Genomic DNA, 23,079 nt, shown 5'->3' with positions numbered 1-23,079 from the left:
CCGCGGTCACGACGACACCACCCGGCGATGCCGGACCAGCGCGATGAACACCGGCGCGCCGATCACCGCCGTCACCACACCCGCGTCGAGTTCGTCGGGCCGGACGACGACCCGGCCCAGGACGTCCGCGTAGAGCAGGAGCGCCGGTGCGAGGAGCATGGACAGCGGCAGCGTCCACCGCTGGTCGGTGCCGGCGATCATGCGGGCCATGTGCGGGACGGCGAGGCCCACGAAGACCAGGGGGCCGACGGCGGAGGTGGCCGCGCCGCACAGCAGGGTGACCGCCAACAGGCCCAGGAACCGCGTCCGGTTGAGGTGGGCGCCCAGGGCGCGGGCCGCGTCGTCGCCGAGGGCGAGCGCGTTGAGCGGGCGGACCAGGGAGAGGGCGAGGACCAGGCCGACCGCGACGAACGGTGTGATGGTCGTCAGCGTCTGATTGTCGGCGCGGGCGAGCGAACCCACGCTCCAGAACCGGAGTTGGTCCAGGGCCTGGGCGTCGAGCAGCATCACCGTCTGGCTCAGGCCGGTGAACACCGCGGCGATCACCGCGCCGCCCAGCGCGAGCCGTTCCGGGGTGGCGCCGCCGCGTCCGCCGGAGGCCAGCGAGTACGCCAGCAGACCGGCGATCACTGCCCCCGCCATGCCGAACCACACCCCGGCCCACAGGCTGGTCAGCCCCAACACCGTGATGGCGAAGACCACTCCGGTGGCCGCGCCCGCGTTGATGCCGAGCAGTCCGGGGTCGGCCAGCGGGTTGCGGGTGAGCGCCTGGATGAGCGCGCCCGCGACGCCCAGCGCGGCTCCGGCGGCGATCCCGGCGAGGGTGCGGGGCACGCGTACGTCCCAGACGACGGAACTCGCGATCGACCCGTCGTCGTGCAGCAGGGCGTGGAACACGGTGGCCGGTGCGAGCGAGCGCGAACCGATCGCCAGGCTGAGCACGATCGCCACGAACAGGAGCACCAACGCGCCCATGACAGCCAGCAGTCGGGTCCGGGCGCGCCGTCGAGGGGGTTGGTCCGCCTGCTCAAGTACGGGCGTGGCGACCTTAGTTGACACCGCCACCCTCCGCGCTGAGCCGTTCGGCGATCCGGCGACCGAGCGCCTTTTTGTCGATCTTACCGACCGAGGTACGGGGGAAGACGTCGACCACCTCCACCCGGTCGGGCAGCTTGTACGCAGCCACCCCGCGGTCGGCGAGGAAGGCGGCGAGTTCGCGCTGGGTCGGGGTGCCGGCCTCGCCGCGCGGGACCAGGTAGGCGCAGGTGCGTTCGCCCATCGTCGCGTCGGGCATGCCTACCACGGCCGCGTCGTGGACCGCGGGGTGGGCCAGGATGTGGTTCTCCAGCTCCTCGGCGGAGATCTTGTCACCGCCCCGGTTGATCTGGTCCTTGGCCCGGCCCTCGACGACCAGGTGTCCGCTGGGCAGGACCCGGACCAGGTCGCCGGTGCGGTAGTAGCCGTCGTCGGTGAAGGTGCGGGCGTTGTGCTCGGGCGCCCGGTAGTAGCCGCGCAGGGTGTAGGGGCCGCGGGTGAGCAACTCGCCGGTCTCGCCCGGGAGTACGTCGTGTCCGTCCTCGTCGACGACCCTGATCTCGTCGTCGGGGGACAGCGGCCGGCCCTGGGTGCCGATGACGAGGTCCGAAGGGTCGTCCAGGCGCGTGTAGTTGAGGAGTCCCTCGGCCATGCCGAAGACCTGCTGGAGGGTGCAGCCGAGGGTCGGCTCGACGCGGGCGGCGGGCTCGGCGCCGAGCTTGGAGCCGCCGACCTGGAGCAGGCTCAGCGAGGACAGGTCGGCCTCCTCCCACTCCACCGCGTCCAGCCACAGCAGGGCGATCGGCGGCACCACGGCCGTCGCGGTGACCTTCTCGCGCTCGATCAGCGCGAACGCGTCGTCCGGGCTGGGCGTGGGGGAGAGGACCACCGTGCCGCCGACCAGCAGCGTGCCGAGGATGCCCGGGCAGGCCAGCGCGAAGTTGTGCGCGGTCGGCAGGACCACCAGGTAGACGGTCGACTCGTCGAAGCCGCAGACCTCCACGCTGGCCCGGACGTTGTACGTGTAGTCGTCGTGGGTGCGCGGAATGAGCTTCGGCTTGCCCGTGGTCCCGCCGGACAGCAGCAGCACGGCCACATCCCCGGGGTCGGGCACGGGCAGCGGCACCGGCTCGGTGTCGAGGTCGTCGAGCGCGGTGAACTCCGCGGGATCGCCGGCCACCAGGACGTGCTCGACCGACGGCACCGCCTTGCGCACCGCGCGCGCCAGCCCACGGTGGTCGAATCCGTCGAGCAGGTCGGGGATCGCGTACGCCGTCGCGCCGGCCGTCTCGGCCACGTGCACGATCTCGCTCTCCCGGTGCGCGGGCAACGTCAACACCGGCACCGCGCCGGCCCGCAGCAGCGCGAAGAACAGCACCACGAAGGCGTCGGTGTTGGGGAGTTGGACGACCACCCGGTCGCCGGGGCCGATACCGAGCCGCCGCAGCCCCGCGGCCGTACGGTCGGCGCGCCGGTCGAGATCGGCGTACGACCACCGACGGCCCCCGGCGTCCACCAGCGCGATCCGCCCGGGGTCGCGCTCGGCCCGGTCCCGCAGCAGCCGGTCCAGCGGCCGGCCCTGCCAGTGACCGGCGTCCCGGTACCTCTGAACGAACGGTTCCGGCCAGGTCACCCACCCGTCGAGCATGCCCAACTCCCGCCGCTGCCTAGCTCCTTTGGTTTAGGAAAGGCTTGCCTAATAAGCGATCTCGGTCAAGCCTGAGGGTGGCTCTGGACGGGCGATCGATCCGGGGGCTAGGGTCGGCATGTAATTAGGTTAGGTTAACCTAAGTTCAGGGAGGTAGCTCGTTGCTGCGTTATCGGAGCGCGGAGACGGATCTGCCGGGTGACCCCCTCCTGTTGACCGCGGCACTGGCGGAGTCGGGCTTGTTCGACCAGTACGTGGTCTACGAACGGGAGGGTGACTTCTGCTTCGCCGGCGGTGTGCTCGGCGAGGTCGTGGTCGCTCGCTCCGGAATCCGCCGCAGATGGCTCGCCGATGAGACCAGGACCCCGATCGGACCGCACCCCCTCCGCCAAGTCCAGGAAAAACTCGCGGACATGGACATCCAGGACTGGAACGCGTACGGCTGGATGGCCTTCGAGTTCTCCCACCTGCACACCGACCGACCCGAGCGGGCCGGTGACGCCGACCTGCTCCATCTGGTCGTACCGCACAGCGAAGTGAGGTTCCGTCAGGGAAGCGTGCTGGTACGCAGCGCGGACCAGGAGACCCTCGACGCCCTGCTCACCCTCCTCGCCGAACCCGTCGACCGCCCGGCCGTCGAGGCCCGCCCGATCGACGTGGCGGACGACGCGGGCGGTTACCCGCGCATCGTGGGCCGGGCCATCGAGGAGATCCGGACGTCGACCGACCTCCAGAAAGTCATCCTCTCCCGCTCGGTCCCCGTGCCCTTCCCGGTCGACTTCGTCGCCACCTATGTGCACGGCCGCTCGCACAACACCCCGGCCCGCTCCTTCCTGGTGAACCTGGGCGGCCGACGCGTCGCCGGCTTCAGCCCCGAGACCGTCGCCGAGGTGAGCGCGGACGGCGAGGTCGTCACCCAGCCGCTCGCCGGCACCCGGGCCCGCGGCCTGGGCGGCGCGGAGGACGAGCGGCTGCGCGCCGAACTCCTCGCCGACCCCAAGGAGATCTCCGAGCACGTCCTGTCCGTGAAACTCGCGGAGGAGGAGATGGCCACCGTCTGCCGTCCGGGCACCGTCTCGGTGCGCGACCTGCTCAGCGTGCGCCAGCGCGGCAGCGTCCAGCACCTGGGCTCCAGCGTGCACGGACTGCTCGCCGACGACGCCACCGCCTGGGACGTCCTGCGCGCCGTCTTCCCGGCCGTCACCGCCTCGGGCATCCCCAAACTCCCGGCCTACGACTGCATCAGCCGACTGGAGAGCGGCCCCCGCGGCATCTACAGCGGGGCGGTCCTGGCGGCGAGCAGCGACGGGGCGCTGGACGCGGCCCTGGTGCTGCGCAGTCTCTTCGAGGAGGACGGCCGCACCTGGCTGCGGGCCGGCGCCGGCATCCTCTCCGGATCCACGCCGGAACGGGAGTTGGAGGAGACCTGCGAGAAACTGCGCAGCGTCGCCCCGTACGTCGTCCCCGCCCAGCCGGCGCCGCTGGCCGTACCGTCACTCCAGGGTTAGGGGCTCGCGTGCGCCTCGGAGAAATGGTCGTCGACGTCGCCCCGCTGCGCTCCAGCAGGGACTTCCGGCTGGTGTTCGCCACCCAGGCGATCTCCATGGTGGGCACCCAGCTCACCTCGGTGGCGGCGAGCCTCCAGATCTACGAGCTGACCGGATCCACCGTCCAGGTCGGCCTGATGAGTCTGGTGCTCGGCATGTCCCTGCTGGTCGGCCTGCTCGCGGGCGGTCTGCTCGCCGACCGGGCCGACCGGCGCCGCGTCGTCCTCGTCACCCGGTCGGTGACAGCGGTCGTGGTCACCGGACTCGCGGTGAACGCGGCCCTGCCCGACCCGCATGTGTGGTTCGTCTTCGTGGCGGCCGTCCTGGCCGGCGGCAGCGCCGGCCTCGGCGGCCCCGCGATGATGGCCGCCACCCCGAACCTGGTGCCCAAGAGCCAACTCGCCGCGGCGGGCGCGCTGACCACCCTCACCGCCCAACTGGGCGGTATGGCGGGCCCGTCGCTCGCCGGCGTGATCGCGGCGGGACCGGGTCTGGCCTGGTGCTTCGGGATCGACGCGGCCGTCTACGTCGTAGGACTCGCGCTCCTCGCACCCCTCCCCGCGATGCCGCCCGAAGGATCGGGCGAGGCCCAACACCCGCTCAAAGCAATGGCGGAGGGCCTGCACTTCCTGCGCGGCAACCAGGTGGTCGCGGGGCTGCTGCTCATCGACGTCTGCGCCATGGTCTTCGCGATGCCGTACGCGCTCTTCCCCGAACTCGGCACCGAGCACTTCGGCGGCGGCCCGTCCACCGTCGGGCTGCTCTACACCGCCCCCGCCGTCGGCTCGTTCTGCGGCGCGCTGGCCAGCGGTTGGACCGGCCGGATCCACCACACCGGGCGGGCACTGATCGGCGCGGTCGCGGTGTGGGGCGTGGCGATCACCTGCTTCGGCCTGAGTCCGAATCTGTGGCTCGGGCTGGCTTTCCTGGCCCTGGCGGGCCTGGGCGACACGGCCTCGGAGATCCTGCGCCGGGCGCTGCTCCAGCACTACACGCCGGACCGCCTCCAGGGCCGGGTCGGCAGCCTGTGGCTCGCCCAGGCCACCGCCGGACCCTCCGTGGGCAACCTCGAAGCCGGCCTGGTCGCACGGGCGTTGGGCTCGTCGGCCGGGGCCGCGGTGGTCGGGGGAGTGGTCTGTCTGGCCGGGGTGGCGGCGGTCGCGCTGGCCGTGCCGGGCCTGCGCAAGGCCACCCTGCACGGCCCTGCCGCCACCGAACCCGCGCCGGCCCCCGAGGTCTCCCCGGCGGCCGACTGACTCAGGAGGGACCCGTGCCGAGCGCGCAGGTCAACGGAATCCGACTCCACTACGACGATGAGGGCCACGGCGAGCCCGTGGTGCTGGTGATGGGCCAGGGCGCCCGCGGCCGGTCCTGGCACCTGCACCAGGTGCCGGACCTGGTGGCGGCGGGACACCGGGTCGTCACCTTCGACAACCGGGGCATCCCGCCCACAGACGAGTGCCCGGAGGGCTTCACGATCGACGACCTGGTGGCCGACACCACCGGACTCGTCGAGCACCTCGACCTCGGCCCGTGCCGGTTCGTCGGTGTTTCCCTGGGGGCGTACGTCGTCCAGGAGTTGCTCCTCGCCCGGCCCGAACTGGCCGTCCAGGGCGTCCTGATGGCCACCCGCGGCCGTACGGACGTCCTGCGCGCCGCCATGCGGGAGGCCGAACGCGCCCTGTACGACGGCGACTCGGAGCTGCCGCCCGTCTACTCGGCCTGGGTGCGGGCGCTGCAGAACCTGTCCCCGGCGACCCTCGACGACGCTCAGCGGATCCAGGACTGGCTGGAGCTCTTCGAGTTCTCTCCGCCCGCCTCGGGCCCCGGCGCCCGGGCCCAGCTCGACCTGACCGTCCCGCCCGGACGGCTCGACGCCTACCGCGCGATCACCACACCCTGCCTGGTCATCGGCTTCGCCGACGACCTCGTCCTGCCCCCGCACCTCGCCCGCGAGGTCGCCGACGCCATCCCCTCCGCCGGCTACCGGGAGATCAAGGACTGCGGCCACTACGGGTACTTGGAGCGCCCGGACGAGGTGAACCGGGTGCTTCTGGACTTCTTCCGCAGTGGTTCTTCCACGCCAGTCGATCTTAAATTAGGTTAGCCTCACCTAAGTATCTACTCCAGGGAGTAACCGGTGCAGCGCACCCTTCTCAATGGAAAGATCCATCGAGCCACCGTGACACAGGCCGATCTGCACTATGTGGGATCCCTGACGATCGATCAGGACCTCATGGAAGCCGCCGACATCGTCGAGGGCGAAGTGGTCCAGGTGGTCGACATCGACAACGGCGCACGGCTCACCACCTACGCCATCACCGGGGAACGCGGCAGCGGCGTCATCGGCATCAACGGGGCCGCAGCCCATCTCGTTCACCCCGGTCACCTCGTGATCATCATGTCCTTCGCCGCGCTCGACGAGCGCGAACGGGCCGCCCACGAACCCCGCGTGGTCCACGTGGACAAGGCCAACCGCATCGTCAAACTCGGCGCCGACCCGGCCGAGCCGGTGCCCGGCGCGCCGGACCAGTTCTCCGGCGCCTTCCCCGCCTCCGCCCCTGCCCCCGCCCCGCACCAGGAGAGGAACTGAGCCATGGCCAACCCGTTCGACGACGAGAACGGCGTCTTCCACGTGCTGGTCAATGACGAGGGCCAATACTCCCTCTGGCCGGACTTCGTGCCCGTCCCGGCCGGCTGGACCGGCGTCCACGGCCCCGACACCAGGGCCGCCTGCCTGGACCACATCGAACAGCACTGGACGGACATGCGCCCGCGCAGCCTGGCCGAGGCCATGAGCCGGACCGAGGCCTGATGGCGGCCCGCCCGGGCGTGGAGGACGTACTCCCCCTGTCGCCGATGCAGGAGGGAATGGTCTTCCACGCGCTCTACGACGATCACGCCCAGGACGTCTACACCGGGCAGCTCACCATCCGCCTCGAAGGCCCCCTGGACCCCGCCCGGATGCGTACCGCCGCCGAGGCGCTGGTCGCCCGGCACGCCAACCTGCGCGCCGCGTTCCGCACCCAGCGCTCCGGCCGTCCGGTCCAGGTGATCCGGAGCGAGGTCCGCGTCCCCTGGGCCGTGACCGACCTCTCCGCCCTGCCGGAACCGGAGCGCGACACGGCCTTCGGTCGGCTCCTGGCCGCGGACCTCGACCAGCGCTTCGACCTGGCCCGCCCGCCCCTGCTGCGGTTCCGCCTGGTCGTGTTCGGCGAGCGGGACCACCGACTGGTCGTCTCCTCGCACCACTTGCTCTGGGACGGCTGGTCGGCGCCTGTCCTGGTACGGGAGTTGTTCCAGCTGTACACCTCGGCAGGCGACCCTGCCGCGCTGCCCCGCGTCCGGCCCTACCGCGACTACCTGGCCTGGCTGGCCCGCCAGGACAGCGAGGCCGCGCGCACGGCATGGGCCGCCGCCCTGACCGGACTTGACGAACCGTCACTCGTCGCACCCGAGGCCCAGGGCAAACCCGCCGGGCAGCCCGACCGGTACGTCCTGGAACTTCCCGAACGGGACACCACGGCACTGACCGCCGCCGCCCGCGCCCACGGGCTCACCGTCAGCAGTGTGCTCCAAGGACTGTGGGCCGTCCTGCTCGCCCGGCTGACCGGCCGCACCGACGTGGTCCTGGGCGCCACCGTCTCCGGCCGCGACGCCGACGTGACCGGCATCGAGTCGATGATCGGCCTCTTCATCAACACCCTGCCGGTACGGGTCCGGCTGCGCCCCGCGGAACCCCTCGCGGACCTGCTTCGCCGGGTCCAGTCCGAGCAGTCCGCCCTGCTGGACCACCGCCACCTCGGCCTCGCGGACATCCAGCGCGCCGCCGGACACACCGTCCTCTTCGACACCCTGCTGGTCTTCGAGAGCTACCCGATTGACGACGACGGCATCGCCCGCGCCCTCGACGGCCTGCGCATGACGGACGTCTCCGTCCGTGACGCCACCCACTACCCCCTGGCCCTCACCGCGCTGCCGGGACCGGGCCTCACCCTCACGTTCAGCCACCAGCCGAGCGTCCTGGACCACACCGCGATCGTGCGCGTGGCCGAGCAACTCCTCCAGCTGCTGGACGACTTCACCCACCACCCCGAGCGGCCCGTCGCCCAGCTCTCCCTGCCGGACCAGGACGACCGGCCCGCCGCGGACACCACCCGCTCCCTGACCCACCCCGCGATCCGCGCCCTCTTCGAGGAACAGGCCGCTCGCACCCCCGACGCACCGGCCGTACTGCACGGCGACACCACCCTCACCTACGCCGAACTCAACGCCCGCGCCGACCGGTTGGCGGCAGCCGTGACCGCCCGCGGCGTCGGCCCCGAGTCCGTCGTCGCCGTCGCGCTGCACCGCGGCCCCGACCTGGTCACTGCACTCCTCGCGGTCCTCAAAGCAGGCGCCGCCTGTATGCCGGTGGACCCGTCCTACCCGGCGGACCGCATCGCCCTGATGCTCGGCGACGCCGGGCCGCGGCTGGTGATCTGCGAGCCGGACACGGCTCAACAGCTCGGTATCGCCCCGGACTTGGTGTGCGCCCCGGACGCGTCGACCGACCTCCGAGGACCGCGTCCGCCGCTGTCGCCCGAGAACCCCGCGTACCTCATCTTCACCTCCGGCTCCACCGGCCGCCCCAAGGGTGTGCTCGGCACCCAGCGCGCGCTCGCCAACAGGCTCGCCTGGGGGAGGGAGTTGCGGGAGGGAGGCGCCCCGGGGGTGCGTCTCGCCAAGAGCCCGATCAGCTTCATCGACGGACTGACCGAGCTGCTGGGCGCATTGGTCATCGGGGACGCCGTGGCGCTCGTCGACGACGACGCGACCGGCGACCCGGCCGCCCTCGCGGCGGTCACCGACCGGCACGGGGCCACCGTCTTCACCGCAGTCCCCAGCCTCTACTCCACCCTGGTCGAATCCGCCCCGACGGACGGCTTCGCCTCCGTCCGCGCCTGGATCGCCAGCGGCGAACCGCTCTCCGCCGAACTCGCCGAATCCATCGTGCGCCGCTGGCCGGCGGCCCGGCTCGTCAACCTGTACGGCTGCTCCGAAGCGGCCGGCGACAGCCTGATGCATGTGTACGAGGGCGGCGACGGACCGGTCCCGCTGGGGCAGTCCATCGCGAACACTCGCGTCCACGTCCTCGACCCGTTCCTGCGCCCCGTCCCGGTCGGCGGCACCGGCGAGCTGTATCTCGCCGGGGACGGACTGGCCCGCGGCTACCTGAACCAACCCGGCCGCACCGCCGAGCGCTTCGTTGCCGACCCCTTCGGCCCACCCGGCAGCCGCCTCTACCGCACCGGCGACCTGGCCCGCCAACAGGCCGACGGCACCGTCGAGTTCCTCGGCCGTGCCGACGACCAGGTCAAGATCAGGGGCTTCCGGGTGGAGCCGGGCGAGATCGAGGCGGCGGCCCGCGCGCTGCCGGGGGTGCGCCGGGCGGCGGTCGTGGCGAGGGAGGACGGGCCGGGGGCGCGGCGGCTGGTCGCGTATGTCGTACCGGGGACGCGCGACGCGGCTTCCGTTCCTTATGCCGATGCCGATGCCGATGCCGATGCCGATGCCGGTGCTGGTGCTGGTGCTGGTGCGGGTGCCGTTCCGGACACGGCTCCCGCGCTCGACGCCTTGGCCTTGCGCCGGGCGCTGGCCGAGCGGCTGCCCGCCCACCTCGTACCGTCCGCCGTCGTCCTGCTCGACGCCCTGCCGCTCACCCCCAGCGGCAAGGTGGACCGCCGGGCCCTGCCCGCCCCCGACTTCACGGGGGTGAGCACCTTCGAACCGCCGCGCACCGAACCGGAGAAGGTCCTGTGCGGACTCTTCGCCGAGGTGCTCGAGCTCGAACGGGTGGGTATCCACGACGACTTCTTCGAACTCGGCGGCGACAGCATCGTCTCGGTCCGACTGGCCGACCGGGCCCGCCGAGCCGGGCTCGGGCTCTCGCCCCGTGATGTGTTCACCCGGCGCACCCCGGCCGGTCTCGCCGAGGCCGTCGGGGACGAATCCGGGCCCCCGCAGGAGGAGTTCACCGCTACCGCCGCACCGCTCGTGAAGCTCAGCGCGACCCAGCTCGACAACGTCAAGGCCAGGTGGAGGAGTCGATGAGCAAGGAGCCCGGGGACGACGGTTCCCTGGTCGAGGACGTCCTGCCGCTGTCCCCGCTCCAGCAGGGACTGCTGTTCCACGCCCTGTTCGACGAGGGCGCCCAGGACGTCTACACGATGCAGACCCTGGTGGAGATCGAGGGACCCCTCCGCCCCGAACTGCTGCGCACCGCCGCCGAGGAGCTCTACGCCCGGCACGCCAACCTGCGCAGCGCCTTCCTCCACGAGGATCTCGACGAACCGGTGCAGGTCGTCCTCAAGCAGGTCGCCGTCGACTGGAAGGAGGTCCGCACCGGCGGACCGTCGTCAGGGTCCGGCGGAGAGTCGGCAGGTGCGAGCGGGGAGGAGGAGGGTGCGAGCCCGGAGGAGGCCGAGGTGGCCCGCCTGGCCACCGCCGACGCCACCGCCCGCTTCGACCTCACGGATCCGCCCCTCCTGCGCCTCACCCTGGTCGACCGCGGCGCCGACCGATGGCTCCTGATCCTCACCAACCACCACCTCCTGCTGGACGGTTGGTCGATCCCGCTGCTGGTCCGCGAACTCCTCCAGCTCTACGCTGCCCAGCTCGCCCCGGGTCGCACAGCACCCCTGCCCGCGGTACGCCCGTACCGCGACTTCCTCGCCTGGCTGGCTTCCAGGGACCGCGACGCGTCGGCGCGCGCCTGGCGCGAGGCCCTCGCCGGGGCCGCACCAACGCTGCTCTCGCCCGCCACCGCAGGCCTGGTGCCGGTCGCGCCCGAGCTGCACACCCTCCGCCTGACCGAGGAAATCACCGGCCAGGTGGCGGAGTTGGCACGGCGCCGGGGCGTCACCGTCAACACCGTCGTACAGGGAATGTGGGCGCTGCTCCTTGCCCGGCTCACTGGCCGGGACGACGTGGTGTTCGGCGCGACCGTGGCGGGGCGGCCCGCCGAACTGGCCGGTGCCGAGTCCATGATCGGACTCTTCATCAACACCGTGCCCGTACGGGTCGCCGTGCCGCCCGGTGAGACGGCGGGCGCGTTCCTGCGCCGACTCCAGGACGAACAGGCCCGGTTGATGGACCATCAGCACCTGGGCCTCACCGAGATCCAGCGCCTGGCCGGCGCGGGCGACCTCTTCGACACGCTGCTCGTCTTCGAGAACTACCCCATCGACCAGAAGGCGGTCGCCGAGGCCGAGGCACAGTCCGGCCTGCGGATCGTCGATGTCAAGGGCGCGGGCGCCACGCACTACCCGCTGACCCTGGCCGTGCTCGCCGAGCAACAGCTGGGTGTCGTCTTCGAGTTCAGGCCCGACTGCTACGAGCGACCGGCGGTCGAGGAACTGGCCGCACGCTTCGAACGACTCCTCCGTACGACCGTCTCGGCGCCCGACACCCCGTTGGCCGCACTGGACGTGCTCGCGCCCGAGGAGCGGGCCGAGCTGTTGGCGGCGGGCATCGGTGAGCGGCTGCCCGCGCCGTACGCCACCATGCCGGAGGCGTTGGAGGCGCAGGCGGCCCGTACGCCCGACGCGGTCGCGGTGGTTGGGGCGGGGGAGCGGCTGACCTTCGCCGAGCTGAACTCCCGGGCCAATCAACTGGCCCGGCTGCTGGTCGAGTCGGGCGCCGGGCCGGAGCGGTTGGTCGCGTTGGCGCTGCCGCCGACGCCGGACACCCTCGTCGCGCTGCTGGCGGTGCAGAAGGCCGGTGCGGCCTATCTGCCGCTCGACCCGGCCTGGCCGGGCGAGCGGATCGCCGGGATGCTCGCGGACTCCCGCCCGGTCGCGCTGCTCGCCACCGAGGACACCGTGCCGGACCGGGACGCCCTCGTCGGCGTGCCGCTGCTCCTCCTCGACGACATCGGTGTCGGGCGGCGCCTCGACGCCACGGACGACACCGACCTCACCGACGCCGAACGGTCGGCGCCGGTGCACCCCGAACACCCCGCCTACGTCATCTACACCTCCGGCTCCACCGGGCGCCCCAAGGCCGTCGTGATCCCGCAGCGGGCCATCGCCAACCTCTTCGCCGCCCACAACGCGGCCCTGCACACCCCGGCCAGCGCGGCCGTCGGCGGCCGGCCGCTGCGGATCGGGCACGCCTGGCCGACCGCCTTCGACGCGTCCTGGCAGCCCATGCTGTGGATGTTCGCCGGACACGAACTGCACCTCGTGCCCGAGGACGTCCGCCGCGACCCCGACGCGCTGCGCGCCTTCCTCGCCGAACACGGCATCGAGTTCATCGAGCTGTCGCCGTCCCTGCTCGCCGAGGTGGTCGCCCAAGGCGGCGACTGGCAGGACGAGTTGAAGGTGCTCGGCGTCGGCGGCGAGGCCGTACCGCCGGACCTGTGGCGCACGCTGCGGGCCACCGAGGGACTGGCCGCCCACAATCTCTACGGCCCCACCGAATGCACCGTCGACTCGGCCGACTGCGACCTCGCCCTCAGCGACCGTCCCGCGATCGGCCGCCCGGTGGCCGGCGGCACCCTGTACGTCCTCGACGGACACCTCAACCCGGTGCCCACCGGAGTCGACGGCGAGCTCTACATCGCCGGCGAGGGACTGGCCCGCGGCTACCTCGGCCGCCCCGGCGCCACCGCGGGGCGCTTCGTAGCCGACCCGTTCACCGACCGGCCCGGCGCCCGCATGTACCGCACCGGTGACATCGCGCGGTGGACCGAGGACGGCCTGGTGGAGTGCCTGGGCCGGGTCGACGACCAGGTGAAGATCAGGGGCTACCGGATCGAGCCCGGCGAGATCGAGGCGGTGCTCCTGGACCACGAGTCGGTGGAGCGGGCCGCGGTGATCGTGCGGGAGGACACGCCGGGGGTACGGCGGCTGGTCGCGTATGTCGTGCCCGCGAGTGCGAGTGCGAGTGCGCGTGCGGGTGCAGGTACGTCGGCTGGTGCCGGCCCTGCGGCCGCGCCGGACGGCTCGGGCGTCGCCCCTGCTGCGGCTCCCGAGGACACGGCCGAGGTGCTGCGCCGGGACGTGGCCGCCGTACTCCCCGACTACATGGTCCCGTCCGCCTTCGTCACGGTCGACGCCTTCCCGCTCACCCTGAACGGGAAGCTGGACACCGCCGCGCTGCCCGCCCCGACCCGGTCGGCCGGGCCTGGGACGCAGCCCCCGCGCACCCCGGTCGAGGAACGGCTCGCCGCGCTCTTCGCCGATGTCCTCGGGCTGGACACGGTCGGCGTGCACGACAGCTTCTTCGTCCTCGGCGGCGACAGCATCGTGTCGATGCGACTGGTCTCCCAGGCCCGCGCCGCCGGTCTGGGCATCTCGCCGAGGGACGTCTTCGAGCAGCCCACGGTCGCGGGACTCGCCGAGCGCGCGGGCAGCAACGGCACCCGGGAGCGGACCGTCGACCCCGACGCCGGGACCGGCGAGATCCCGCTGACCCCGATGCTGACGTGGCTCGTCGAGCAGGGCGGCCCGTTCCGCGCGCTCAGCCAGGCCCGGTTCCTGCGGACGCCGGCCGGCATGGACCTCGACGGACTGCACCGCACCGTCCAGACCGTCCTGGACCGGCACGACCTCCTGCGCGCGTCCTTCGCCCAGGCCGACGACGGGACGTGGAGCTTCCGTGCCGGGCCCGTCGGTACGGCCCGCGCCGCGGACTGCGTACGCCGGATCGACGCCGAGCACCTCGACCACACGGCCGTCGGGACGCTGGTCCCCGACGCGTTCGATGAACTGGTCGCCGAACTCGACCCGGCGGCCGGGGCGGTGGCCCGCTTCCTGTGGTTCGACCCCGGAGAGGGCCGCGAGGGACGGCTGTTGGTCGTGCTGCACCACCTGGTCACCGATGCCGCCTCTTGGGGCGTCCTGGTGGCCGAACTCGCCGCGGCCTGGGACGGATCACCGGTCGCGCCACCCGGTACGTCCTTCAAGGAGTGGGCCGAGGCTCTGCGGACCGAGGCACGGTCGCCCCGCCGCACGGCCGAACTCCCGCTGTGGCAAGGCATCTTGAACCGTCCCGAGCCGTCCCTCGGCTCCTCCCCGCTGAACCCCGCCCAGGACACCAGAGCGACGATCCAGCGGCTGTGGACCACCCTCGGCCCCGACGTCACCACCCCGCTGACCGCCGCCCCCGTCCAGGAAGCGCTGCTGACCGCGCTGGCGCTCGCCGTCCCGGACTGGCGGCGCGCCCTCGGCCGCCCGACACCGGACGGGGACACCTCGCTCCTGATCGCCCTGGAGGGCCACGGCCGGGAGGAACAACTCCTGCCCGACGCCGACCTGTCCGGCACCCTCGGCTGGTTCACCAGCGTCTTCCCCGTCCGACTGGACCCGGGCGACGGTTCCGGCCCGGACCAGGTCCGGCGCATCGGCGACCAGCTCACCGCGCTCCCCGACAAGGGGATCGGATACGGCCTGCTGCACCACCTCAACCCGGACACGGCCGCCGTGCTTGCCGAACTCCCGCAGCCCCAGATCGAGTTCAACTACCTGGGCCGGATGACCATGGGTGAACGCAGGGACAGCGATGTGTTCACCAGCGCTCCCGAGACCGGCGCCATGGGCAGTGGAGCCGACCCGAACATGCCGGCCCCGTACCCGCTGGTCGTCGACGCGGTGATCACCGGCGAGGAACTGAGCGTCTGCTGGCAGTGGCCGGACCGGCTCTTCGCCGAGCCGGAGATCCAGCGGCTGGCCGATGCGTGGGCGACTGCACTCGAACAGCTGCTGAGGACGCCCTCAGGAGACCAGCGGCTGACAACGCCCGCCCCCGACCAGCTGCCGACGACGACCCCACCCGACCAGCGGCTGACAACGCCCGCCCCCGACCAGCTGCCGACGACGACCCCACCCGACCAGCGGCTGACAGCGACCCCACTCGACGAGCCGCTGAAAGGCGGAGACCTGTGACGGAGACCCCCACGGCCGCCCCCGGCGACCTCGCCGCACGCAAGCGTGAACTGCTGCGCCGCAGGCTGGAGAACGCCGGCCTGGCCGACGCCCCCGCGCGCTCGGAGAGGATCCCGCGCCGCCCTGCCGACGCCGGCCGCCTCCCCCTGTCGTACGCCCAGTCCCGGATGTGGCTGCTCCAGCAGCTCGACCCGACCAGCCCCGCCTACAACGTGTGCCTGGCCATCCGGCTGCGCGGCCCGCTCGACGCGACCGCCCTGCGGACCGCTCTCCAGGGGTTGGTCGACCGGCACGAGGTGCTGCGCACCCGCTACCCGGCGTCGGGCGACGGCACGCCGGAGCAGGTGGTCGACGCGGGGGCGGAGGTGGCTTTCGAGACCGCCGACCTGAGCGGACTGTCCGAGGAGGAACAGGATCGCCGGGCCGAGGTGCTCGCGCGGACGGCTTCGGCGACCTCGTTCGACCTCGCCGCCGACCACCCCATGCGTACGCTGCTCGTCCGCCGCGGCGAACAGGACCACACGCTCGTCCTGACGGTCCATCACATCGCCTGGGACGGTGGCACGTTCAACGCCCTCTCCCGTGATCTCAGCGCGCTGTACCGAGCGGCAGCGAGCGGTGAGGCGGCCGATCTCGAACCTCTGCCCGTCCAGTACGCCGACTTCGCGCACTGGCAGCGCGACACCTGGACCGACGAGCGACTGGCCGACCACCTCGACCACTGGCGCACGGCACTCGTCCCGCCGCCCGCCCCGCTCGCCCTGCCCACCGATGCCGCCCGCACCGCCCTGCCCACCGCACAGGGTGACCGTCGCTTCCACACCTTCGCGCCCGACGTCACCGACCGGCTCACCGTCTTCGCCCGCAACGCCGGCGCGACCCCCTTCATGGTCCTCCTCGCCGGACTCACCGCCCTGCTGCACCGCACCACCGGCGCCACCGACATCCCGGTCGGCTCGGCCGTGATGAGCCGCGACCTGCCAGGGCTGGAGAAGCTGATCGGCAACTTCGGTAACACCCTGGCCCTCCGCGCCGACCTCGACGGCGACCCGGGCTTCGCCGAACTCGTCGAGCGCGTAAGGCAGTTGTGCACCGACGGCTACGCCCACCAGGACATGCCGTTCGATCTGCTGGTGGAGCGGCTGCGCCCGGAACGGCACCCCGACCGCGCCGTCTACTTCGACGTCATGCTGCTCTTCCTGACCCAAGGACTCGAAGGGCCGCGCCTGCCCGGAGTGACGGCCGAGTGGGAGACCGTCCACAACGACACCACACAGTTCGATCTCTCCCTTGAGGCGTTCCACACCGCGGGACGGCTGCGCGTCGAGGCCACCTACCGCAGCTCCCTCTTCACCCCGGAGACCGTCGACCGCCTGCTGCGGCAACTGGAGACGCTCCTTGCGGCCGCGCTCGCCGAACCCGAACTCGCCCTCTCCCGGCTGCCCTTGATGACAGCGGCCGAGGAAGCGCGGGTGCTGGCGGACTGGAACGCGACCACGCATCCCGTCCCCGCCACCACCCTCGCCGCCCTCCTCGACCGACAGGCGTACGCGGCCCCGGATGCCCTGGCCCTGATCGCGGAAGCCACCGAACTCGACCACGCCGAACTCCACGCCCGCGCCAACCGCCTCGCGCGCCTCCTCATCGCCCAAGGCGTGGGCCCCGAGCGGCTGGTCGGGGTCGCCCTGGACCGGGGCCCGGACCTGGTGGTCGCGCTCCTCGCCGTGCTGAAGGCGGGCGGCGCCTACGTCCCCCTGGACACCGGCTATCCCGCCGAACGACTGGCGTTCATGATCCAGGACGCCATGCCCGCACTCGTGGTCACCGCCGGCGACACCCTGCCGCCGCACACGGCACCGACCCTGCGGCTGGACGATCCCGACGTGCAGGCCCGGCTCACCGCCCTGGACCCCGCCCAACTCGCCGACGAGGAACGGCTGGAGCCCCTGCGCCCCGCCCACCCTGCCTACGTCATCTACACCTCCGGCTCCACCGGCCGCCCCAAGGGTGCGGTCGTCGCGCACGCCGCGATCGTCAACCGGCTGCTGTGGATGCAGGACACGTACGGACTGTGCCCCGAGGACCGGGTGCTGCAGAAGACCCCGGCCAGCTTCGACGTGTCCGTGTGGGAGTTCTTCTGGCCGCTGATCACCGGCGCGGCCCTGGTGCTCGCCCGCCCCGGTGGCCACCGTGACCCGGCCTACCTCGCCGAGCTGATCAGCCAACAACGGGTCACCACAGCCCACTTCGTCCCCTCGATGCTGCGCGTCTTCCTCGACGACCCCGCGGCGGAGCGCACGCGCGGCACCCTGCGCCGAGTGGTGTGCAGCGGCGAGGCCCTCCCGACCGAACTGGCCGACCGCTTCGCCCAACTCCTCGACGGCACCGAACTGCACAACCTCTACGGTCCGACCGAGGCCGCCGTGGACGTCACCGCTTGGCCGTGCGTCGAGGGCACCGGGTCCGCCGCCGGATCCGTACCGATCGGCCGACCGGTGTGGAACACCCGCACCCTGGTCCTGGACCCCACCCTGCGCCCGGTCCCGCCCGGCATCCCAGGCGAGCTGTATCTCGGCGGCAGCCAACTGGCCCGCGGCTACCTCGACCGCCCCGGCCTGACCGCCACCCGCTTCGTCGCCGACCCCTACGGCCCACCGGGTGCCCTCCTGTACCGCACCGGCGACCTGGTGCGCTGGACCGCGCAAGGGGCGTTGGAGTTCCTCGGCCGGGGCGACGACCAGGTCAAGATCCGGGGCTTCCGGGTCGAGCCCGGCGAGACAGAGGCCGCGACGGCCGCCCTGCCCGGCGTGTCCCAGGCCGCGGTGACCGTACGTCAGGATGTGCCCGGCGAACCGAGGTTGGTGGCGTACGTCGTCCCGCGTCCCGGCGTCCGACTGGACCCCCTCCAGGTCAGGCAGGACCTCAAGGCGACGCTGCCGGACCAGTCGCTGCCCGCGGTGGTCGTCGTCCTGGACGAGCTGCCGCTCACCCCCAACGGGAAGCTCGACCGCGCCGCCCTGCCCGCCCCCGACCTCGCGGCCCTCACCACGGCGACCGCGCCCCGCACCGAGGCGGAGGAGCAACTCTGCTCCCTCCTCGCCGAGTTGCTCGGACTGCCGACGGTCGGTGTCCACGACGACTTCTTCGCCCTCGGCGGCCACTCCGTCCTGGCTACCCGACTGGTCGCCCGGATCCGGGCCGACCTCGGCGCGGTCGTCCCGCTGCGCGCCGTCTTCGACACCCCGACGGTCGCCGAACTCGCCACGCTCCTCACGCCCGTCCTCGGCACCCCGGCCGAGCGCAGCCCCGCACTGCGTCCGACCCGGCGCCCCGACCCGGTCCCGCTGTCCTCCGCCCAGGCCAGGCTCTGGTTCCTGTACCGGCTTGAGGGCCCGAGCCCGACGTACAACATCCACACGGCCATCCAGCTGTCCGGTCCGCTCGACCCCACCGCGCTCCGGACCGCGCTGAACGACGTCGTGGCCCGCCACGAGTCCCTGCGCACGGTCTTCCCCGACGACGACGGCACTCCCCGACAGGTCGTGCTGCCGGCGCGGGACGCGGAGGTGCCCTTCAGCGTGCGGGCCGCCAGTGCGGCGGAACTCGACGCCCTCCTGCGCGAGGAGGCCGCGTACGCCTTCGCGCTGGACACCGAAATCCCCGTCCGCGCCACGCTGTTCGCCCTCGCGCCCGACGAGCACGTCCTGCTGCTGCTCGTCCACCACATCGCCACCGACGGCTGGTCGGCGGACCCGCTGCTCCGGGATCTGGAGACCGCCTACTCCGCGCGACTGGCCGACGCCGGCACCGCCCCGGACTGGCCGCCGCTCGCGGTGCAGTACGCCGACTACACGCTCTGGCAGCGGTCGCTCGGCGGGCAGGACGCCCAACTGGACTACTGGCGACAGGCGCTGGAGGGGCTCCCGGAGGAACTCCAGCTGCCCGTCGACCGGCCGCGCCCCGCCGTTCCCGGCTATCAGGCAGGCGCCATCGACTTCACCCTCGACGCCGACGTGCACACCGCGCTGCGCGACCTGGCCGCCGAGACCGGCGGCACCGTCTTCATGGCCCTCCAGTCCGCCCTCGCGGTCCTGCTCGGCCGGCTCGGCGCGGGTGACGACATCCCGCTCGGCACGCCGGTCGCCGGACGGGGTGACGCCGCACTCGACGACCTCGTCGGCCTCTTCGTCAACACGCTGGTGCTGCGCACCGACCTCTCCGGCGACCCGACGTTCCGTGCGCTCCTCGCCCGGGTGCGCGAGGCCGATGTGGACGCCTACGCCCATCAGGACCTGCCGTTCGAGCAGTTGGTGGACGCGCTCGCCCCGACCCGCTCGATGGGCCGCCACCCGCTCTTCCAGGTGATGCTCGCCCATCAGCAAGCGGCCGACGAGACAAGGGACTTCGCCGGACTGACCCTGCGGGAGCGGCGGGTCGACTTCTACACCGCGAAGACCGACCTCGCCTTCCACCTCTTCGAGCGCGCGAAGGCGGGCGGGATCAGCGGGGCGCTGGTCTTCAGCCGCGACCTCTACGACCTCGAGTCGGCGCGGGCCCTGGTGGAACGGTTTGTGCGGCTGGTGGGCGAGCTGTCCCGGCAGCCGGACCGCCCGGTGGGCGAGGCGGACGTACTCACCCCGAACGAGCGGTCGTTGCTGCTGGGGGAGTGGAACGACACCGCACGCCCCATGCCGTCCACCACCCTGACGGCCCTGTTCGAGGAGCAGGCCGCGGCGACGCCCGACCTCATGGCCGTGGAGTACGGCACCGAGGACGGGCCGTCGCTCACCTACGCGCATCTCAGTGCCCGCGCCAACGCCCTTGCGGTGAGGCTCATTTCCCTCGGCGTCGGTCCCGAGCACCGGGTCGGCATCCATCTCGAACGCTCGGTGGAGATGGTGGTCGCACTGGTCGCCGTCCTCAAGGCGGGCGGCGCCTTCGTGCCGCTGGAGCCGTCCTGGCCGGCCCGCCGGATCGAGGAGGTGTCGCGCAACGCGGGGCTCACGGCGGTACTGGGGCGCGTCGGTGACACGGCAACTCCCGGTGGGCCACCCCTGGTCGAGGTCGACCTGAGCGGTCCGGTTCCGGACGCGGCGGCCCCCGATGTCGTCGTCGATCCCGAGGGGCTCGCCTACGTCATTTACACCTCGGGCTCCACCGGCGTACCGAAGGGGGCGATGATCCGGCACCGGGCCATCGCGCACCGGCTGTTGTGGCAACGCGCCCTGCTCGACTTCGACACCGACGACGCCTCCTTGTTCAAGGCACCGCTCGGCTTCGATATCTCCATCAACGAGATCTTCCTCCCGCTGGTGCACGGCGGACGCGTGGTGATCGCCGAGCCCGGCGGCGAACGGGACGTCGACTATCTGCTGGAGACCGTCGAACGACACCGGGTGACCTTCACCTATCTGGTCTCCTCGATGCTCGATCTCCTTCTGGAACAGGACGGGTTCGCCCGACGAGCCGTGTCGCTGAAGCACGTGTGGTGCGGTGGCGAGGTGCTCACACCCGAGCTGTTCGCCCGCTTCAGGGCCGCGAGCCCGGCGATCATGTACCACGGGTACGGACCGGCCGAGGCGACCATCGGCGTCAGCCACGTCGTCTACCGCACGGGTGCGATGCGCAGCGCCGTCTCCATCGGCCGGCCCAACGGCAACACCCGTCTGTACGTGCTCGACGACCGGCTCCGGCCCACACCGGTCGGCGTCCCCGGCGAGCTGTACGCCGGTGGCGTCTACCTCGGCCGCGGCTATGTGAACGACCCGCGCCGCACCGCCGACCACTGGGTGGCCGACCCCTTCGGCCCGCCCGGCGAACGGCTCTACCGCACCGGTGACCTGGTGCGCTGGCAGCGTGACGGCACGCTGGAGTTCCTCGGCCGGGCCGACAACCAGGTCAAGATCCGCGGTATGCGGGTGGAGTTGGAGGAGATCGAGGCGGTCCTGGAGCAGCACCCGGCCGTGCGGCGCGCGGTCGTGGTGATCCGCGAGGACGCGCCGGGCGTCAAGCAACTCGCCGGATACTGCCTGGCAGTTGGTGACGTGGGTACCGAGGTGCGCAACTGGCTGCTGGAGCGGCTGCCCGAGCACATGGTCCCGCGCACGCTCACCGTTCTGGACGCCTTCCCGCTGCTTCCCTCCGGCAAGGTGAACCGCACCGGCCTGCCCGCCCCCGAGACCACGGCGACCACCGCGACCCGGGCACCCGCGAACGAACGCGAGGAGCAGCTCACCGAGTTGTTCGCGAGTGTCCTCGGGCTGGCGAGCGTCGACGTGGACGACAACTTCTTCGAGCTGGGCGGCGACAGCATCGTCTCCATCCGGCTGGTCACCCTCGCCCGCAAGGCAGGCCTCAACCTCAGTCCCCGGCAGGTCTTCCAGTCGCCGACCCCCGCCGGTCTGGCCACGGCGGCAGGCAACGCGGTCCGCTCCGAATCCGGCCCCGCCGACGAGCCGGTGGGCGAGCTGGACCTCACCCCGGTCATGCACTGGACGGCCGGCCCCGACGGCTCATACGGCGGCCTCGCCCAGGCGGTCCTGCTCACCACCCCGCCCGACCTCACCGACGAGGCGCTGATCGCCGTACTCCAAGCCGTCGTGGACCGCCACGACATGCTGCGGGCCCAACTGACGGACGCGCGGCGGCTGGTGGTGCCGCCGGAAGGGGCGGTACGGGCCGAGGACCTGCTGACCCGTGCGACCGGCGAAGACCTCGACGCGCAGCTCGCCGCGGCAGCCGCCCGCCTCGACCCGCGCGCCGGGCGCATGCTGCAAGCCGTCCGGTTCGAGGCGGCCGACGGCGGGCCCGGCCGACTGCTCCTCGTCGCCCACCACTTGGTCGTGGACGGCGTGTCCTGGCGGATCATCGGCACCGAACTGGCCGAGGCATGGGAGGCGGTGCGTGCCGGGACGGTCCCGCGGCCCCGGCGTACCGGCACTTCCTTCCGTACCTGGAGCGTCCTGCTCGCCGAGGAGGCCCGCAAGCCCGAGCGGCTGCGTGAACTGCCCTGGTGGCTCGAGGCGTTGGAGGGTGCGCGGCCCCTGCTGGAGCGCACGCTCGACCCGGACCGCGACACCGCGCGGACGGTACGGGAGCGGACCCTCGTCCTCCCCGAGGACATCACCGCGTCCCTCCTCACGTCCGTTCCCGCCGCCTACCACGCGGCCGTTCCCGACGTACTGCTCACCGCCCTCGCCCTGGCCACGGCGGCCTGGCGCGAGGAGCGCGGGGACCTGACGGGGCGGTCGCTGCTCGTCGGTGTGGAGGGGCACGGGCGCGAGGAGGACATCGCCGACGGTGTGGACCTGTCGACCACGGTGGGCTGGTTCACGACCTTCCACCCGGTCGGCATCGACCCGGGCCCACTCGACCTCGACGATGCCCTGGCCGGTGGTCCCGCCGTGGGTACGGCTCTCAAGCGCGTCAAGGAGCAGGTGCGCGCGGTACCCGAGCACGGCCTCGGCTTCGGCCTGTTGCGCCACCTCAACCCCGACACCGGGCCCGAACTGGAGAAACTGCCCCAGCCGCAGCTCGTCTTCAACTACCTGGGCAGGTTCAGCGCGGCCGAGTCGGCGGAAGTGGCCTGGGAGTTGGCGCCCGAGGCCCCGATGCTGCGCGTCCCGCCGGACCCCGACCGGCCCGCGGCCTTCGGTCTGGAGCTGAACGCGGTCGCCGTCGAGGAGGCGGGCGGCACCCGGCTGCACATCTCCGCCGCTTGGCCGGAGGCCTTCCTGACCGCCGACGAGTCGGACTCCCTGCTCGCCTTCTGGGAACGCGCCTTGCGCGGTCTCGCCCGGCACGCCGACGGCTCGCCCGCCGGTGGGCTCACCCCGTCCGACCTCCCCCTGGTCGAACTGACCCAGGAAGACATCGACGACTTCGAGAACGACGAGTTCTGAGAGACCCCGAGATGACACCC

General features: G+C 72.5%; 10 protein-coding genes. 8 read left to right on the top strand and 2 right to left on the bottom strand.

Annotation, left to right across the window (positions count from 1 at the left end; all coding sequences use genetic code 11):
• Positions 1-6: 6 nt before the first annotated feature.
• Positions 7-1,059 carry a FecCD family ABC transporter permease gene (locus tag ACWD5F_RS04300; protein ID WP_451250876.1) on the bottom strand — a complete coding sequence of 351 codons (1,053 nt, stop codon included), beginning with the start codon at positions 1,057-1,059 and terminating at the stop codon, positions 7-9.
• The gene (locus tag ACWD5F_RS04295) at positions 1,049-2,683 is read right to left on the bottom strand and encodes a (2,3-dihydroxybenzoyl)adenylate synthase (protein WP_451250874.1); all 1,635 of its coding nucleotides are present in this window, start codon (positions 2,681-2,683) and stop codon (positions 1,049-1,051) included. Before ACWD5F_RS04295 ends, ACWD5F_RS04300 begins: the two co-directional genes overlap by 11 nt.
• A 161-nt stretch (positions 2,684-2,844) precedes the next feature.
• On the opposite strand from ACWD5F_RS04295, the gene ACWD5F_RS04290 reads away from it, so the two are divergent.
• The 8 genes from ACWD5F_RS04290 to ACWD5F_RS04255 are packed head-to-tail and all read left to right on the top strand — an operon-like array spanning position 2,845 to position 23,059.
• Complete coding sequence (locus ACWD5F_RS04290; RefSeq protein ID WP_451250872.1) at positions 2,845-4,191, top strand: salicylate synthase; 1,347 nt, start codon at positions 2,845-2,847, stop codon at positions 4,189-4,191.
• 8 nt (positions 4,192-4,199) lie between these two features.
• Positions 4,200-5,486, top strand: a complete 1,287-nt coding sequence (entS, locus tag ACWD5F_RS04285) for an enterobactin transporter EntS (RefSeq protein WP_451250870.1) — start codon at positions 4,200-4,202, stop codon at positions 5,484-5,486.
• A 14-nt stretch (positions 5,487-5,500) separates the two neighbouring features.
• On the top strand, positions 5,501-6,337 hold the full coding sequence (locus ACWD5F_RS04280) for an alpha/beta fold hydrolase (protein ID WP_451250869.1): 837 nt from the start codon (positions 5,501-5,503) through the stop codon (positions 6,335-6,337).
• Positions 6,338-6,370: 33 nt separating this feature from the next.
• Positions 6,371-6,823, top strand: a complete 453-nt coding sequence (gene panD / locus ACWD5F_RS04275) for an aspartate 1-decarboxylase (RefSeq protein WP_451250867.1) — start codon at positions 6,371-6,373, stop codon at positions 6,821-6,823.
• A gap of 3 nt (positions 6,824-6,826) precedes the next feature.
• Positions 6,827-7,045, top strand: coding sequence for an MbtH family protein (locus ACWD5F_RS04270; RefSeq protein ID WP_402354389.1), 219 nt, complete (start codon positions 6,827-6,829; stop codon positions 7,043-7,045).
• Positions 7,045-10,323 carry an amino acid adenylation domain-containing protein gene (locus ACWD5F_RS04265; protein WP_451250865.1) on the top strand — a complete coding sequence of 1,093 codons (3,279 nt, stop codon included), beginning with the start codon at positions 7,045-7,047 and terminating at the stop codon, positions 10,321-10,323. Before ACWD5F_RS04270 ends, ACWD5F_RS04265 begins: the two co-directional genes overlap by 1 nt.
• On the top strand, positions 10,320-15,158 hold the full coding sequence (locus ACWD5F_RS04260; RefSeq protein ID WP_451250864.1) for an amino acid adenylation domain-containing protein: 4,839 nt from the start codon (positions 10,320-10,322) through the stop codon (positions 15,156-15,158). Before ACWD5F_RS04265 ends, ACWD5F_RS04260 begins: the two co-directional genes overlap by 4 nt.
• Entirely contained in the window at positions 15,155-23,059 is a 7,905-nt protein-coding gene (locus tag ACWD5F_RS04255; protein ID WP_451250862.1) for an amino acid adenylation domain-containing protein, read from the top strand. Before ACWD5F_RS04260 ends, ACWD5F_RS04255 begins: the two co-directional genes overlap by 4 nt.
• Positions 23,060-23,079: the final 20 nt, after the last annotated feature.

The sequence above is a fragment of the Streptomyces sp. NPDC002499 genome, assembly GCF_053595415.1.
The sequence above is the reverse complement of the archived record's forward strand: the minus strand, read 5'-3'. Positions and strand labels throughout refer to the sequence as shown.

Coding starts and splice junctions, on each gene's coding strand:
- ACWD5F_RS04295 (WP_451250874.1), bottom strand. CDS start 2,683: ATGCTCGACGGGTGGGTGACCTGGCCGGAACCGTTCGTTCAGAGGTAC.
- ACWD5F_RS04270 (WP_402354389.1), top strand. CDS start 6,827: ATGGCCAACCCGTTCGACGACGAGAACGGCGTCTTCCACGTGCTGGTC.
- ACWD5F_RS04265 (WP_451250865.1), top strand. CDS start 7,045: ATGGCGGCCCGCCCGGGCGTGGAGGACGTACTCCCCCTGTCGCCGATG.
- ACWD5F_RS04260 (WP_451250864.1), top strand. CDS start 10,320: ATGAGCAAGGAGCCCGGGGACGACGGTTCCCTGGTCGAGGACGTCCTG.